The following is a 16,602-nucleotide window of genomic DNA, read 5'->3' as shown; positions in this document are numbered from 1 at the left end:
TGACGTTGATGCAATTAACTTTTTCGATTTATCGATACAATCCGGATGTGGACAATGCGCCACATATGAAAGATTACACCCTTGAGGTTGAAGAGGGTCAGGACATGATGGTGCTGGATGCACTTATCGCGTTGAAAGAGCAGGATCCTTCATTATCATTCCGCCGTTCATGCCGAGAGGGTGTGTGTGGTTCTGATGGTGTAAATATGAATGGTAAAAATGGTTTAGCGTGTATCACGCCGCTATCTGCGCTGGGTAAAGGAAAGATTACCGTGCGCCCACTACCCGGTCTGCCAGTGGTACGTGATCTGGTAGTGGACATGAGCCAATTTTACACGCAATACGAGAAGATTAAGCCGTTCTTAATCAACGATGGCAAGCAGCCTCCTGCGCGCGAACATCTTCAAACGCCTGAAGAACGCGCCAAGTTGGACGGACTGTATGAGTGTATTTTATGCGCGTGTTGTTCAACGTCTTGCCCTTCATTTTGGTGGAACCCTGATAAGTTCATTGGGCCAGCGGGTCTATTACACGCTTATCGTTTCTTGATTGATAGTCGTGACACAGCGACCGAGGAGCGCCTGAATGATTTAGACGATGCTTTCAGTGTGTTTAGGTGTCATGGCATCATGAACTGTGTTAGCGTTTGCCCTAAAGGGTTAAACCCGACAAAAGCCATTGGGCATATTAAGTCCATGTTGCTGCAACGGGCTGTTTAATCAGGCGACGCTGTACACCAACATGTGTCACAGAGTGTTTGAATATAAATGGCCATCCGCTGGGGTGGCTATTTTTTTAGTAAAAACGCCTATCGCTAGATAATAGGCGCTATAATGACAATTAACGTTTAAAATCAGCATGCTGGTCTGTGTTGGTAGCGCAGACTGAGTTGTTTTCTCAACGTAAGGTAATGCATAAAATGCAAGAGAGCGTGATGCAAGCGTGGTGGGACTCTTCCCATTTTTCCGGTGGTAACACCGCTTACATCGAAGAGATGTATGAAGCCTATCTGGATGATCCAAATGGTGTTTCTGATGAGTGGAAACAGTTGTTTGACGGGTTACCTAAGGTGGATGGGGTCGAAATTGACACCAATCATTCTGCAATCAGAAATCATTTCAGAACACTGGCAGCGTTAGGGCCAGCGGGTAAAATGAGTTCTTCGTCTGCAGCCAATAATAACAGTTCAGACGAGCGACAAGTTCGTGTTTTGCAGTTGATCAATGCCTACCGCTTTCGTGGTCATCAACATGCCAATCTCGATCCACTTTCCCTCTGGAAACAACCCCGCGTTAGGGATTTAGAGCTTTCTCATCACTCGTTATCCGAAGCTGATTTCGACACGACCTTCAACGTGGGGTCTTACGCTATAGGTCAGGAGTCGATGACGTTGGGCGATTTGTTTAAGTCGCTGAATAAAACCTACTGCGGTTCGATTGGCTCTGAATACATGCATATTACCGACACAGAGCAGAAACGCTGGTTGCAACAAAAGATCGAATCGGTTCAAGCTAAGCCAGAAATTTCCCGCGATCAAAAATTGGGCATTCTTAAAGGTTTAGTCGCTGCCGATGGGATGGAAAAATATCTAGGTTCGAAGTTTCCTGGCGCGAAACGTTTTTCGTTAGAAGGTGGTGATAGCCTAATCCCGATGCTGAAAGGCTTAATTTCGGAAGCCGGTTCGACCGGCACGAAAGAAGTTGTCATTGGCATGGCACACCGGGGTCGTCTAAACGTGCTGGTTAACGTGTTGGGGAAAAACCCATCCGTTCTATTCGATGAATTTGCTGGCAAGCACGATGATTCTCTCGGTGCGGGTGACGTAAAATACCATGCTGGTTTTTCATCCGACTTTGCCACGCCAGGTGGAAACGTACACTTAGCACTTGCATTCAACCCATCACATTTAGAAATTGTGAATCCGGTGGTTATGGGCTCCGTTCGTGCGCGTCTTGAACGTCGAGATTGTACCGATGGGTCTGCGGTATTGCCGGTGACAATTCATGGCGACTCAGCTATTGCTGGCCAAGGGGTTGTTCAAGAAACCTTTAACATGTCGCAAACTCGTGGTTTTGCTGTGGGTGGTACCGTTCGCATCGTAATCAACAATCAAGTTGGATTCACCACGTCAAAAACGGAAGATACCCGCTCTACACAATATTGTACTGACATCGCGAAGATGGTACAGGCGCCTATTTTCCACGTTAATTCCGATGACCCGGAAGCGGTAATGTTTGTGACCAAACTGGCGCTTGAGTATCGGAACAAGTTTAAGCGTGATGTGGTGATTGACCTAGTGTGTTATCGCCGCCACGGTCACAATGAGGCCGATGAGCCAAATGCGACTCAGCCTTTGATGTATCAAAAAATCAAAAAGCACCCGGTGCCGCGTATGCTTTATGCTGATCAACTTACCGGTGAAGGCGCGATCAAAGAGCACGAAGCAGATAAAATGCTAGAGGATTATCGTGCCGCACTCGATCATGGTGCCTGTGTGGTTGAAGAATGGCGCCCGATGACCGAGCATTCGGTCGACTGGCGTCCGTATTTGGGACACAGTTGGACCGTGCCGTACGACTCAGCTATTAGTAAAGAAAAACTGATGGCGCTGGCCGAAAAGCTGGTGGACGTGCCCGATGATGTGAAGTTGCAATCGCGAGTGAACAAGCTCTATCAGGATCGCGCGTTGATGGCGGCTGGCGAAAAGCCGTTGGATTGGGGAATGGCTGAAAATTTAGCCTATGCCAGTATTGTCGATCTGGGTACGGACATTCGAATGACGGGTCAGGACTCTGGGCGCGGGACCTTCTTCCACCGTCATGCGGTATTGCACAATCAAACGGATGCATCCACGCACATGCCGTTGCAGCACATACGTGAAGGTCAGGGGAAGATCGATATCTTTGACTCTGTGCTATCCGAAGAAGCGGTGATGGCATTTGAGTATGGCTTTGCTACCGCCGAACCCAGCTGTCTGACCATTTGGGAAGCCCAGTTTGGTGATTTTGCCAATGGTGCGCAGGTGGTATTTGACCAATTCCTGTCATCGGGTGAGGCCAAGTGGGGCCGTTTATGTGGTCTTACCGTGTTATTACCACATGGTTATGAGGGCCAGGGGCCAGAACATAGTTCTGCGCGCTTGGAGCGTTTCTTACAGATGTGTGCCGATCACAATTGGCAGGTCTGTATCCCATCAACGCCGGCCCAAGTATTTAATATGCTTCGCCGTCAATCGATCCGCCCGATGCGCAAGCCACTGATCGTGATGTCGCCAAAATCATTACTTCGTCACCCCATGGCTGTGTCATCGCTGGATGAGCTGAGTGACGGTATCTTCCACAACGTGATTGGTGAAATTGACGACATTAATGCTAAGAATGTTAAGCGCGTCGTGATGTGTTCGGGCAAGGTTTATTACGACTTACTGGACCAGCGTCGCAAGAACGAGCAGACCGATGTCGCGATCATTCGTCTTGAGCAACTGTACCCTTTCCCAGCCGAAGAATGTGCTGACGTGTTGAAAGATTATGCTCACGTAAAAGACTTTGTTTGGTGTCAAGAAGAACCACAGAATCAAGGTGCTTGGTACAGTAGTCAACATCATTTCTGGCAAGTGATCCCTGATGGGGCATCGCTGAAGTATGCCGGTAGAGAAGCATCAGCGTCTCCAGCGGTTGGATATGTAACTGTTCACAATCAGCAACAGAAATCGCTGATTGATGACGCACTCACAATTAAGTAAAGGAACCTCAAATGACAATCGAAATAAAAGTTCCAGTGTTACCTGAATCGGTTGCCGATGCGACGATTGCAACATGGCACGTAAAAGCTGGAGACAAGGTCAAACGAGACCAAAATTTGGTCGATATTGAAACCGATAAAGTGGTGTTAGAAGTTGTTGCGCCCGAAGACGGTGTTATCGGCGAGATTTTAGATGAAGAAGGCGCCACCGTAATGGGTGAGCAAGTGATTGCCAAGATGGAGAAAGGCGGCGCGGACTCGTCAAATGACAGCGAAAAATCGTCTGATGACGACAGTGACTCCAATGACGAATCTGATTCGGTTGAAAAAGAAGAAGTGACCGCTAAAACCGGTCAATCTGATGGCCCAGAAGTTGAGATCAAAGTGCCTGTTTTGCCTGAATCGGTTGCAGATGCAACGATTGCCGCATGGCACGTGAAGCCGGGTGATTCGGTTAGTCGCGATCAAAATTTAGTGGATATCGAAACGGACAAAGTGGTGCTTGAAGTTGTGGCCCCGAATGATGGTGTCTTGTCCTCTATTTTGGCCGACGAGGGCGCTACGGTGACGGCTGAGGAAGTCATCGCTAAATTTAAAGAGGGCGCCTCTGAAAGTCAGGCAAAATCAGGCTCATCGGACAGTTCATCCAAGAGCGAGTCTTCTTCTGAGGATAGCGATGCGCTAAGTCCTTCCGTTCGCCGATTATTGGCAGAAAAGGGGATTGATGCGAGCAGCGTGAAAGGCACCGGCAAGGGTGGTCGTATTACCAAAGAAGACGTGGAAAAACACCTTCAGAATAGTAGTAAAGACAGCAGCAAGTCAGCCGACGCACCGGCCGTTTCAGTACCCAGTGGCGAGCGCAGTGAGAAGCGAGTGCCAATGACAAGGCTGCGTAAAACCATTGCAAACCGTTTGTTAGAAGCGAAAAACTCGACGGCCATGTTGACTACCTTTAACGAAGTCAACATGAAGCCGATTATGGACTTGCGTAAGCAGTATCAGGAGAGTTTCGAAAAGCGCCATGGCATCCGTTTAGGCTTCATGTCATTTTATGTAAAAGCCGTGACAGAAGCCTTGAAACGCTTCCCTGAAGTCAATGCATCCATCGATGGCGATGATATCGTTTATCACAACTACTTTGATATATCGATAGCCGTATCGACACCACGCGGTTTAGTGACGCCTGTTCTCAAAGATACCGACATGTTGGGCATGGCGGGTGTTGAAAAAGGCATCAAGGAGCTTGCGCTCAAGGGGCGTGACGGAAAGCTCTCAATGGCTGATTTGCAAGGCGGGAATTTTACCATCACAAACGGTGGCGTATTTGGCTCACTCATGTCGACTCCGATCATCAATCCGCCGCAGAGTGCTATTCTTGGTATGCACAAAATTCAGGATCGTCCTATGGCCGTCAATGGTAAAGTTGAAATTTTACCGATGATGTACTTGGCACTTTCTTACGACCATCGCATTGTTGACGGCAAAGAATCTGTTGGGTTCTTAGTCACAGTTAAAGAAATGCTTGAAGATCCAACACGCTTGTTGCTCGACGTATAAACGCGCAGAACCAAGTGTGCGTGACAGATGATAGTTTTTACTATCATCTGTCACATTGCCGATATTTTTCAGCTATAATATCGGCGCTCAAAATAGGTCGCCAATGGCGGCTTTTCTATTAATAAACATCGGATAGAACACCATGAATTTGCATGAATATCAGGGTAAACAGTTATTCAAAGAATACGGTTTACCCGTATCTGAAGGATACGCCGCCGAGACCCCACAAGCTGCAGCAGAAGCGGCTGACAAGATTGGTGGGTCTGAGTGGGTTGTTAAGTGTCAAGTACACGCAGGCGGTCGCGGTAAAGCGGGCGGCGTCAAGTTGGTTAAAACCAAAGAAGAAATAAGAGCCTTCGCACAAAATTGGCTTGGTAAAAACCTGGTGACCTATCAAACAGACGAAGATGGTCAACCGGTTAGTAAAATCTTGGTTGAAAGCTGCACTGATATTGCTCAAGAGCTATATTTAGGTGCCGTTATTGATCGCTCATCGCGCAGTATCGTATTTATGGCGTCAACGGAAGGCGGCGTAGAAATCGAAAAAGTGGCTGAAGAAACGCCAGAGAAAATCCTTAAAGCGGAAATCAACCCGCTTGTGGGTGCTCAACCTTATCAGGCGCGTGAGATTGCGTTTAAGTTAGGTTTGAATCCAACTCAGGTTCGCCAATTCACCAAAATTTTCCTTGGTTTGGCAAAAATGTTCGAAGAACTCGACGTTGCGCTGATTGAAGTCAATCCATTGGTTATCAAGAAAGACGGTGATTTACATTGTCTTGATGCCAAAGTCGCTATCGACGGTAATGCATTGTATCGCCAGCCTAAGTTGCAAGATATGCAAGATCCTTCGCAGGAAGACGCTCGTGAAGCTCAAGCTGCTAAATGGGAGCTTAACTATGTCGCGCTGGATGGCAACATTGGCTGCATGGTCAACGGTGCTGGTTTGGCGATGGGAACGATGGATATCGTAAAATTGCACGGTGGTAATCCGGCTAACTTCCTTGATGTGGGCGGCGGCGCAACGAAAGAGCGTGTGACTGAAGCATTCAAAATTATCTTGTCAGACGACAACGTAAAAGCGGTGTTTGTGAACATCTTCGGTGGCATCGTTCGTTGCGATATGATTGCTGAAGGTATCATCGGCGCTGTTCAGGAAGTGGGCGTGAAAGTCCCTGTGGTCGTTCGTCTTGAAGGCAACAATGCTGACAAGGGTGCGAAAATCCTAGAAGAATGTGAGTTGAATATCATTGCTGGAACAAGTCTGACTGATGCAGCAGAAAAAGTCGTTGCAGCTGCAGGAGGTCAAGCATGAGCGTTTTAATCGACAAAAATACCAAAGTAATCTGCCAGGGTTTTACCGGCGGTCAGGGCACGTTCCATTCTGAGCAGGCGATTGACTACGGTACACAAATGGTAGGTGGTGTTACGCCTGGAAAGGGTGGCACAACGCATTTAGGCTTGCCGGTATTTGATACTGTGCGTCAAGCCGTTGAAGCGACAGGCGCTACAGCGTCAGTGATTTACGTTCCGGCACCGTTTTGTAAAGATTCAATCATCGAAGCCGCCGATGCAGGTATTGAATTGATTGTGTGTATCACAGAAGGTATTCCGACCATCGATATGTTGTACGTGAAAGAGTACATCACGCAGAAAGGCGTGCGCATGATTGGTCCAAACTGCCCGGGCGTGATCACGCCAGACGAATGTAAAATCGGCATTATGCCGGGTCACATTCACAAAGCGGGTAAAGTGGGTATCGTATCCCGCTCTGGAACGCTGACTTATGAAGCCGTTAAGCAAACGACGGACGAAGGTTTTGGTCAGTCTACCTGTGTAGGCATTGGTGGTGATCCGATCCCAGGTTCTAACTTCATCGATATTCTTCAGCTTTTCCAAGATGATCCTAAGACTGAAGCAATCGTGATGATTGGTGAGATCGGTGGAACGGCGGAAGAAGAAGCTGCCGCGTTTATTAAAGATAACGTGACTAAACCGGTTGTCTCTTACATTGCGGGTGTTACAGCGCCTGCAGGCAAGCGTATGGGGCACGCTGGTGCGATTATCGCTGGCGGTAAGGGAACAGCTGACGAGAAATTTGCAGCTTTAGAAGCTGCCGGCGTTAAAACTGTTCGCTCATTGGCTGACATTGGCTCTGCATTGCGCGAAGCGACTGGTTGGTAAGAGCTCCTTATTAATCCGTTAAAAAACCCAGCGTCAGCTGGGTTTTTTGTTGGCCTATCAAGTACCACAACACCTTGAGCTAACGCGCTAGCGTAGTTGCGACTTTAACCATTGATCGATGAGGTTGGCGTTGTCTTTTGATTGCTTGCCCAAAATACCACGCACACTATCCGGTAAATGCGCGCCCGCATCCTCAGTTAACACATAGTGACGCAGCAGTGATTTCCAAGCTTCGCGTTCGCCGTTAGGCATGGCATTTAGCGCTTGCAGTGCATGCATCATCATTGGAAAAGGTAACGTACTGCTTAAGTGTCTGCCACTCCACCAATAGTTCACCAACACATTAAATGAAGACAGGGATTCAACCGCATGCCACCAAGGCGTCGGAATAAAAATAGCATCACCGGCATCAAGCTCGACCGATAGCGCCGCATCGTACGCAGATTGATAACGTGGAAAACGATTCAAATCGGGGGCGTGGATATCAACCAGGCTGATTGGTTGACCGGCGGGAGTGTAATCTAACGGGCCGATGTAAAGGTTGCTAACTTGCTCCGGTGGAAACAACGTGAACCGTCTCTTGCCAGCGGCCACCACTGCTATGTTATTTGCTTCATCAAAATGGGGCGCAACTCGCACCGCGTTGCCAATCCAGATAAACGGATCGACGTTGGGTGTTAGCGGATTATCAAGTGACGGCAATAATGTTGGCAGGTGCTCGCGTACACCGATACATTGTACGCAGTGTGGTAGCGAGTTTGCTGCTTGAAGCATGCTCTGCATGGCGTCGGCTAAGGTTGCCGTGCTCACCGAAAAATTCATACCGCGTAGGTCATCGGTGTAAAACATCCAGCCACTCTGGGGCAAGGTGACTAATTTAACGGGGCGGCCAGTATTTTCCGCCGCAATCTGTTGCGCAACGGAAGACAACGAGTGTTTGCTTTGCATGACAATAGGCCAATGCGCAGCAAAATTTCTTAGCACGATTGGCTGATGCCGCTCAACGGCTGCATCGATAAAGCCTTGTGCCGCAAATTCAGACAGTTCTTGAGGTCTGGGCAGTGCTGATAGCGGCAAATCGGCCTGTGTTTTACTTGATTGCATGACGCGACTCATCATTGACAATAAAAATGCCGTATAGAATATCACACCTCATGAGCGCAGACCTGTTACTCATGCTATTGCAAAGTAGTCTAATACCTGCGTAGTATGCATTACTGAGCTTAAACGATTATGTTGAGAGTTTACACAAGCGATAGCGTATTGGCGTGTGGCGTAATATTACCGTTTATTTTAACCATGAGCACTACGTTTAGTCGCAGAAGACGTGCTACAGAATTCTCGCTGCCTATGAGAGCAAAATAATGCCTTACCCAATAAAAATGTTCACTGTTGTTGTTTGTTTGACCCTTGTACTGATCGCCGGTTGCGCTCAACGCACAGCATCGAGTGATACTGCGGCAGACCGAAAGTCGGATTTCACACCACAACCCTATGTACAATTTGAACATGCTGACTGGACGAAAAATGCCAGTATCTATCAACTCAATACGCGTCAATTTACGCCGCAAGGCACCTTTAACGCGGCCTCTGAAAAACTCCATGACATAAAAGCGATGGGGTTTGATGTGATTTGGTTAATGCCCATTCATCCGATAGGTGAGGAAAAGCGAAAGGGCAAACTCGGCTCTCCCTATGCGGTAAAAGACTATTTTGGCGTTAATCCCGAATTTGGTACAGAACAAGATTTCCGGGATTTTGTCAATCGCGCACATCAGCTGGGCCTAAAAGTGATACTGGACTGGGTGGCGAATCATACCGCATGGGATAACCCCTTGCGTTATTCACACCCACACTGGTACGAAAAGGATCACAACGGTGATTTTCGCCCAACACCTTGGTGGGATTGGTCTGATATTATTGACTTAGATTACAGTCAGGTGGGTGTGCGTGAATACATGAGCGAAGCGCTGCAATACTGGGTGCGCGAATTTGATATCGATGGGTATCGGTGTGACGTCGCCGGGTTTGTGCCACTGGATTTTTGGGAAGCAGCGCGTGCCGACCTCAACAAAATAAAGCCGGTGTTCATGCTGGCTGAATGGGAAAGCCGCGATCTTCACGCTAACGCCTTTGACATGACTTATGCGTGGTCGTGGGAGCAGGCAGTACATCACGTTATTCAACATCAGGGCGATATGCACAAGCTTTTTGTTTATTACTCGTGGAACGAAAGTGCATTTCCTGACGATGCTCTGCGCATGACATTCATCACCAATCACGATATCAATTCATGGGACGGAACCGTGTTTGAACGTTACGGAGAGGGCACCGAAGCGGCGCTGGTTTTATCAATAGTAGGTGAAGGCCTGCCATTAGCTTACAATGGCTTAGAAGCGGGCAATGCGAAGCGCTTGGCTTTTTTCGAACGTGATCCCATCGAATGGCAGCCACACCGATTCCGCGATGTGTTGACGCGTTACAACGGATTGCTAGAGAGCAATACAGCGTTGTGGCACGGTAAGCATGGAGCGCACATGCTGCGCGTTTACAATTCAGCGCCAGACAGCGTTTTTAGCTTTGTACGACAAAACGCGCAGAACAAAGTATTCGCCCTATTTAATTTTACTGAAACACCAAAAACAGTCACTTTCGACGGCACATTACATCCAGGCAGCTACGTTGACTTTGATTCGGACGTATCGGTTAACATCGCGCCAGAATCTGAAATAACGTTACCGGCGTGGGGTTATCGAGTGTTGGTCAAAAGTGGCGGATGAATTGTAAATTTGTTTGTTTACCCATGTCGGAGTGAAATGACCAGTTTGTAAATAGAGAAATCGGTATGCGATTGAAATTATTAACGTTGTTGGAGAAAGAGTAGGGTTTTTTACAGGGCGTTTGTAAAAGACATGTTAGTGTATTTTCATTGAATACGTATGCAGCTCATTGTAGACATTCCTAATAGGCCATACCATCCGTTTCGCTTACAAAGGGGAAGATCGCGCGTTGTGAACTCCCCCCTTATTGCTTAACAGGAACGGGACACCTATGACACACTTCAAACCTAATCTAATCAAAATCGCGTTGATATCCAGCGGTTTTGCGTTTGGCTCCGGCCAAGCCATTGCACAACAAGAACAGCCAGAAGCTGAGAAACAAGACTATGAAGTCATTCAAGTCTCTGGTATCCGCGGTAGCTTGCAACGAGCGCAAGCCATCAAGATGGACAACACCTCAATCGTTGAGGCGTTATCCGCTGAAGATATTGGTAAACTGCCAGACACCAGTATTGCCGAGTCATTGGCACGTCTTCCAGGTCTTGCGGGAGAGCGCCGTGATGGTCGTAGCAGCGGCCTGTCAGTACGTGGTTTTAACGAAAACTACGTAGGCACTTCATTGAATGGCCGCGAATTGCTCGGTATGGGCGATAACCGTGGGGTTGAATACGACCTGTATCCTTCTGAAATCGTCGCCAATGTGCTCGTTTACAAGACGCCTGATGCCAGCCTGATGTCGCAAGGCATTGGTGGTACTGTTGACCTACAAACGATCAATCCGCTGGGCAAAGAGCGCACGATTACGTTCAATGGCTCGTTCGAGCAAAACGGCATGGATTCAGCTAACCCGGATTTTGACGATCAGGGTCATCGCTTTTCTCTAAACTTTGTTGATTCGTTTGCTGACGACACTATTGGTGTTGCGCTTACCATAGCTTCGATGGAATCTCCAAGCCAGGAAGAGCAATTCCGTGGTTGGGGTTACGCTGATGCTAACCCAGAAAAGGCAGCACCAGGTGTGACTGTACCAGCCGGTACTCGCGTGCTGGGTGGGCATGATTCCTTCGTACGTTCTGCCGTGATGGAGCGTGATTCAATTGCGAGTGTTATTGAATGGGCACCGAGCGATGAATTAACAGTAAAGCTTGACGCTTTGTACATTGACTTCAACGAAGATAAAGTGTTCCGTGGTATTGAAGAAGGTGGTGCTGAATGGGGTACGCAGAGCTACACTATCAATGAAGTTCAAAACGGCCTTGTCACTGCGGGAACCTTTAGCGATTTCATTTCAGTTATTCGTAACGATGCTGAAAGCAAAGAAGCGGAACTCACCACCTTCGGCTTAAACGTCGAATACCTTATCAACGACGAGTGGACGGCTGAGCTGGATATTTCTACCGGTGATGTTGAGAAAACGATTACCAATATTGAAAGTTACTCGGGTGTTGGTCGTGCAGGCATCGACGGACGTGCTGCCATTGCACGCTCATGGGTCATGACGCCGCAGGGCGCATTGTATAGCGATCACCCTAGCATCGAGACATTGGATTACACCAATCCTGATTTAATCCGTCTTGCTGGTCCACAAGCGTGGGGTAACCCCATTTTTGGTAGCACATCACAAGACGGCTTCGTCAACCAACCTGATTTTGATGAATCGCTGGATAGCGCACGTTTCACGGTTGATGGTTTTGTTGACTACGGCATTATCAGTGGAGTGGAAGCGGGTATTGCCTATTCAGACCGTTCTAAAACCAAAATTAATACAGGCGCTTATTTAACCGCCCCAGATTTCCCTGGTGATGCGCCTATCCCGAATGTACTCGGTGTTGCAGATCTGAGCTTTATCGGCATTAACGGTGTGCTCGCGTACGATAGTCTAGGTTTATACAACTCAGGCTACTACATCGAAAATGATGCGGCTCTGGTACAAAATGACCGCTTCGGTGATACCTATACCATCAACGAAGAATTGCTTACGTTGTATACCAAATTCGATATCGAAGCTGATTTTGGCGATACTTATTTACGCGGTAATTTTGGTGTACAGGTCATTGATGTCGATCAAAGCGGTTCAGGTTTTAATGTCACGACTGATGCTGATGGTTTTGCCAATGTGGCTCCTGTCACGGGTGGGGCAGAGTATACTTCCGTGTTACCTAGCTTGAACCTGAGCTTGGAAATCGCTGAAAACCAGTTTATTCGTACGGCTCTTTCACGCACGGAAAGTCGCCCTCGCATGGATGATATGCGCCCGAACGCACAGGTATCATTTGCGTTTAATGACAACCAAATTACTAACCCCAACCCCGAAAATGGCCCGTGGAGTGGTAGCGCTGGTAACCCACAGCTTCGTCCTCTAGCGGCTAACCAATTTGATTTGTCGTATGAGAACTATTACGCCGACAGTGGATTCTTTGCCGTCGCGTTCTTCTTCAAAGATTTACGTAACTGGCACAGAGACTCCAGCCGTTTGGCCGACTTTTCTGACGTGTATATCCCAAGTTTTCACCAAGGCTCTGAGGGCCAGACACCAGCGACATTCCAAGGCTTAGTTAGCGCTAAACAAGATGGGTTGACCGGTTTTGTGCAAGGTTGGGAATTACAGGCAAGTGTTCCATTCGATATTTTCCATGAAAGTCTTGATGGATTCGGTATGTTTGCCAGCGCTACCTTCATGAATGGTCAATTGTCGGATGGGGCTGGTGTGCCAGGCTTATCTGATGAAGGTTACCAGCTAACGGCGTACTATGAGAAAGCCGGGTTCGAGTTCCGTGTTTCAGGTCGCAAACGTTCTGACTTCGTCACCGAGACTCGTGGCCTAAGTTTGTCACTGGTTGAAACAATCGACCAAGGGTCTGAGTTGTGGGATGCGCAAATCGCTTATGACTTTAGTGAGTCCAATATTGAAATGCTCGATGGTTTGCGGATCACTTTACAAGGTCAAAACCTGACTGACGAAGAAACCGTGCAGACCAATGCTGATTCACGCGAAGTGTTGAAGTATCAAACGTTTGGGCGTAACTTCTTGTTAGGCTTTAACTACACGTTTTAATCCTTCCCTGGGTTAATTGGCTTGCCAGAGGCAGTTACTGCCTCTGGCACGCAGTTTGTTGATTGAAACCACTTTGCATAAAAGTGGTTTTTTTGTTTAGGGGCGTTATGCAAAACGTAATAAAAAAGGTGGTTATTTTGGGCGGTGGGACGGCCGGTTGGCTCTCTGCTGCACTGCTTAAAAAAGTGATTGGCTCCAATATTGAAGTCGAGGTTGTTGAATCGGACACAATCGGTACCGTCGGTGTGGGTGAAGCAACGATACCGCCTATCCGCTTAGTGAACCGCGTGTTGGGTATTGATGAAGCGGACTTTTTGCGTGAAACCAAAGCGACGATGAAACTGGCGATCCGCTTTGAAAACTGGAAAACGCAGGGCGAGCATTACTATCACACATTTGGAGCACCGGGAAAGAGCGTCGCATTTTGTCATTTTCACCACTTCTGGAAACGTGCAAAGTCATTAGGCTATGACAGTGATTTATGGTCTTACGACTTAAACTACTTGGCTGCGGTGGAGGGAAAGTTTGCGCAAATCAATAGTAAAGACCCCATTGTCGAACTGCCTTTCGCATATCACTTTGATGCTGGGTTATACGCCGCCTACCTGCGCAAACTGAGTGAAAGCATGGGTGTGGTGCGCAGCGAAGGCACAGTCATCGAGGTGCAGCAACACAATAACGGTGATATCGACGCGCTAACACTGAATAATGGCCAAGTTGTTCGTGGGGATCTGTTTATTGATTGCTCCGGGTTCAAAGGCCTGCTCATTCAGCAAAAACTCGGTGTTGGCCTAGATGACTGGAGTCATTTACTGCCTTGCGATAGCGCAGTGGCGATTCCCTCTGAACGCCACACAACGACAGCCCCTTTCACGCGCTCGATTGCTCACTCAGCCGGTTGGCAATGGCGTATTCCTTTACAGCACCGAAATGGCAACGGGCATGTTTTCTGTAGTCGATATCTCTCCGACGATGAAGCCACCCATGTGCTCATGAACAACCTCGATACCAAGCCCTTGGCTGATCCACGCGTCATTAAATTTACGACCGGCCGCCGTCGTAAACAGTGGCATAAAAATGTTATTGCGATAGGCTTATCCAGCGGTTTTCTGGAGCCACTGGAATCAACCAGTATTCACTTAATTCAATCTGCTATTGTACGCTTAATCCAGTTATTCCCGCATGCCGGTATACACAGGTCAGCACAAGATGAGTTTAATCAACAATCTGAACTTGAGTACGTCCAAATCAGAGATTTTTTAGTATTACATTATTACTTGAATGAGCGCAGCAAAGACGCCTTTTGGCGTGATATGCGGCAGATAGAGTTACCCGCGTCATTGGCGCATAAAATCGCATTGTTCAAGCAAACGGGGAAACTGTTTCGTGAACAAAATGATTTGTTTTTAGAAAGCTCGTGGCTACAGGTGATGCTGGGCCAAGGGATTGAACCGAATGACCACCATCCCATCGCCAATGCAATGCCGAAACAACAACTGTTTGATATGCTGCAGTCCGTGAAACGTGTTAAGGATGAGCCACTGCAAAAGTTACCTATGCACGATAGGTACATCGACAATTTGATCAACAGAGTAAAATAGGCGAGTTATGAAGAACGTGGTAATTGTCGGGGGCGGTACAGCCGGATGGATGGCGGCAAACTTACTGGTTAAACAGTTTCCTGCTGAGCAGGTTAATGTCACCTTGGTTGAGTCACCGACCATTGGCATCGTCGGAGTCGGCGAGGGATCAACGCCAACGTTGAAGCGATTTTTCCAACTCATTGATGTGCATGAATCAGACTGGATGGTGCAATGCAATGCGACCTATAAAGTCAACATTCGTTTCGTGGGCTGGAGTCCAAACGCGCCTTTTCAAGATTACAGCCATCCGTTTTTCAGTCAGGTAGATACCTTCACTGAACGCGCGTTTGAAGTGAATACGCAAACGCGTCGACTCGGTTTGGACACGCACGTCAAACCGGATGATTTTTTCTTGAATGGTATTTTGGCGGCTCAAGGCAAAGGTCCGCTGACACCTGATAATTTTCCATTTCGAATGGAATATGGCTACCATTTTGATTCACACTTGTTAGGCAACTATCTTAAAAACGTTGCGATACAGCGCGGTGTGCGCCACATCAGTGATGAGGTAATTCAAGTCAATAGACACGCCAACGGCGACGTCAGCACGCTGACGCTGGCAAAACATGCGGCGATCAACGGCGATTTTTTTATCGATTGCAGTGGGTTTTCATCGTTATTGATGCAGCAAACGCTTGGCGTCACTTTCAAATCGTTTTCAGACAATCTGTTCAACAATGCTGCGGTTGTGTTGCCGAGTGCTGCGCAGAAAGAGCTACCCGTTGAAACACGCTCAACCGCACTGAAAAATGGATGGTGTTGGTCTATTCCTTTAACCAATCGAACAGGAAACGGTTATGTGTATAGCGATGCGTTTACGTCAAAGGACGATGCTGAGGTAGAGCTTCGCTCACACTTAAAGATAGGCGAAGCCGTGGAGGCGAGACACCTTAAAATGAAAGTCGGGCAGCTCACCCAACACTGGGCGCATAACTGTCTCGGATTAGGGTTGTCTCAGGGATTTATTGAACCACTTGAAGCAACCGCGCTGCATCTTGTGCAGGTCAGTATCGAAATGTTTATCGATAAGTGGAAAGAAGGTGGATTAACACCCCAGCATCGCGACACGTTTAATCGTGACATGACCCAGCGCTTTGAGCATGTGCGAGATTATATAGTCGCTCACTACAAGCTTAATACCCGCGACGACAGCGAATATTGGCGGGCAAATCGCAACAATAGCCACTTTTCAGATTCCTTGGGACATATATTGGACGTGTGGTTCAAGCGCGGTGATGTGCGCCAAGAAATTCAGCGGCAGAATTTGCAAACTCATTTCAATAGCAGCTCATGGCACTGTTTATTGGCTGGCTACGGCGCTTTCCCCCGTCTGGCGGCCAAACAGCCAGGCACGGGCGACCTCTATATCGAAAAGCAGGTTAAGCATTTTCTATCTCGTTGTGCACTTAACTTTGACTCACATCAGCGTAATCTGACCCAGCATCAACCTCAGCGTTATGTGTAAACAGCATGTAACAAATCTAAGTTTGTGACAGGCGAGTGATGGCGCCAATGCAGCATGACTGATCGGCTGTTTTTATATCTTATTGATAGAATGAGGAAAACTCGCTAAAACGAACCTGTTGAGATGTAAATCAAACGTAAACAAATATGTTTGAATACGTATGCAGTTCGTTGTTTGAAT

The 16,602-nt window shown here is 47.7% G+C and carries 10 protein-coding genes; 9 read left to right on the top strand and 1 reads right to left on the bottom strand.

Going from position 1 to position 16,602, the window contains the following annotated elements:
- Positions 1-8: 8 nt before the first annotated feature.
- The 5 genes from KIU71_RS08660 (at position 9) to sucD (ending at position 7,479) form a co-directional block, all read left to right on the top strand.
- Entirely contained in the window at positions 9-719 is a 711-nt protein-coding gene (locus tag KIU71_RS08660) for a succinate dehydrogenase iron-sulfur subunit (RefSeq protein WP_214130844.1), read from the top strand.
- A 200-nt stretch (positions 720-919) separates the two neighbouring features.
- Positions 920-3,742, top strand: a complete 2,823-nt coding sequence (locus tag KIU71_RS08655; protein WP_214131034.1) for a 2-oxoglutarate dehydrogenase E1 component — start codon at positions 920-922, stop codon at positions 3,740-3,742.
- Between the two features lie 11 nt (positions 3,743-3,753).
- Positions 3,754-5,298, top strand: a complete 1,545-nt coding sequence (gene odhB / locus KIU71_RS08650) for a 2-oxoglutarate dehydrogenase complex dihydrolipoyllysine-residue succinyltransferase (protein ID WP_214130843.1) — start codon at positions 3,754-3,756, stop codon at positions 5,296-5,298.
- Positions 5,299-5,440: 142 nt separating this feature from the next.
- On the top strand, positions 5,441-6,610 hold the full coding sequence (sucC, locus tag KIU71_RS08645) for an ADP-forming succinate--CoA ligase subunit beta (RefSeq protein WP_214130842.1): 1,170 nt from the start codon (positions 5,441-5,443) through the stop codon (positions 6,608-6,610).
- Positions 6,607-7,479 carry a succinate--CoA ligase subunit alpha gene (gene sucD / locus KIU71_RS08640; protein ID WP_214130841.1) on the top strand — a complete coding sequence of 291 codons (873 nt, stop codon included), beginning with the start codon at positions 6,607-6,609 and terminating at the stop codon, positions 7,477-7,479. Before sucC ends, sucD begins: the two co-directional genes overlap by 4 nt.
- 87 nt (positions 7,480-7,566) lie before the next feature.
- Here the strand turns inward: sucD and KIU71_RS08635 are convergent, their stop codons facing one another.
- A complete protein-coding gene (locus KIU71_RS08635) occupies positions 7,567-8,583 on the bottom strand; it encodes a cupin-like domain-containing protein (RefSeq protein ID WP_214130840.1) in 1,017 nt (338 codons plus the stop codon).
- 260 nt (positions 8,584-8,843) lie between these two features.
- On the opposite strand from KIU71_RS08635, the gene KIU71_RS08630 reads away from it, so the two are divergent.
- The 4 genes from KIU71_RS08630 (at position 8,844) to KIU71_RS08615 (ending at position 16,422) form a co-directional block, all read left to right on the top strand.
- Entirely contained in the window at positions 8,844-10,259 is a 1,416-nt protein-coding gene (locus KIU71_RS08630) for an alpha-amylase family glycosyl hydrolase (RefSeq protein WP_250207388.1), read from the top strand.
- A 271-nt stretch (positions 10,260-10,530) separates the two neighbouring features.
- Positions 10,531-13,314 carry a TonB-dependent receptor gene (locus KIU71_RS08625; RefSeq protein WP_214130839.1) on the top strand — a complete coding sequence of 928 codons (2,784 nt, stop codon included), beginning with the start codon at positions 10,531-10,533 and terminating at the stop codon, positions 13,312-13,314.
- Between the two features lie 107 nt (positions 13,315-13,421).
- A complete protein-coding gene (locus KIU71_RS08620) occupies positions 13,422-14,915 on the top strand; it encodes a tryptophan halogenase family protein (protein WP_214130838.1) in 1,494 nt (497 codons plus the stop codon).
- Between the two features lie 7 nt (positions 14,916-14,922).
- The gene (locus tag KIU71_RS08615) at positions 14,923-16,422 is read left to right on the top strand and encodes a tryptophan halogenase family protein (protein WP_214130837.1); all 1,500 of its coding nucleotides are present in this window, start codon (positions 14,923-14,925) and stop codon (positions 16,420-16,422) included.
- The last annotated feature ends 180 nt before the right edge of the window (positions 16,423-16,602 follow it).

The sequence above is a fragment of the Alteromonas oceanisediminis genome (genome assembly GCF_018474025.1).
Classification (GTDB): Bacteria; Pseudomonadota; Gammaproteobacteria; order Enterobacterales; family Alteromonadaceae; genus Alteromonas_E; species Alteromonas_E oceanisediminis.
This window is presented reverse-complemented; position numbering and strand designations above follow the sequence as displayed.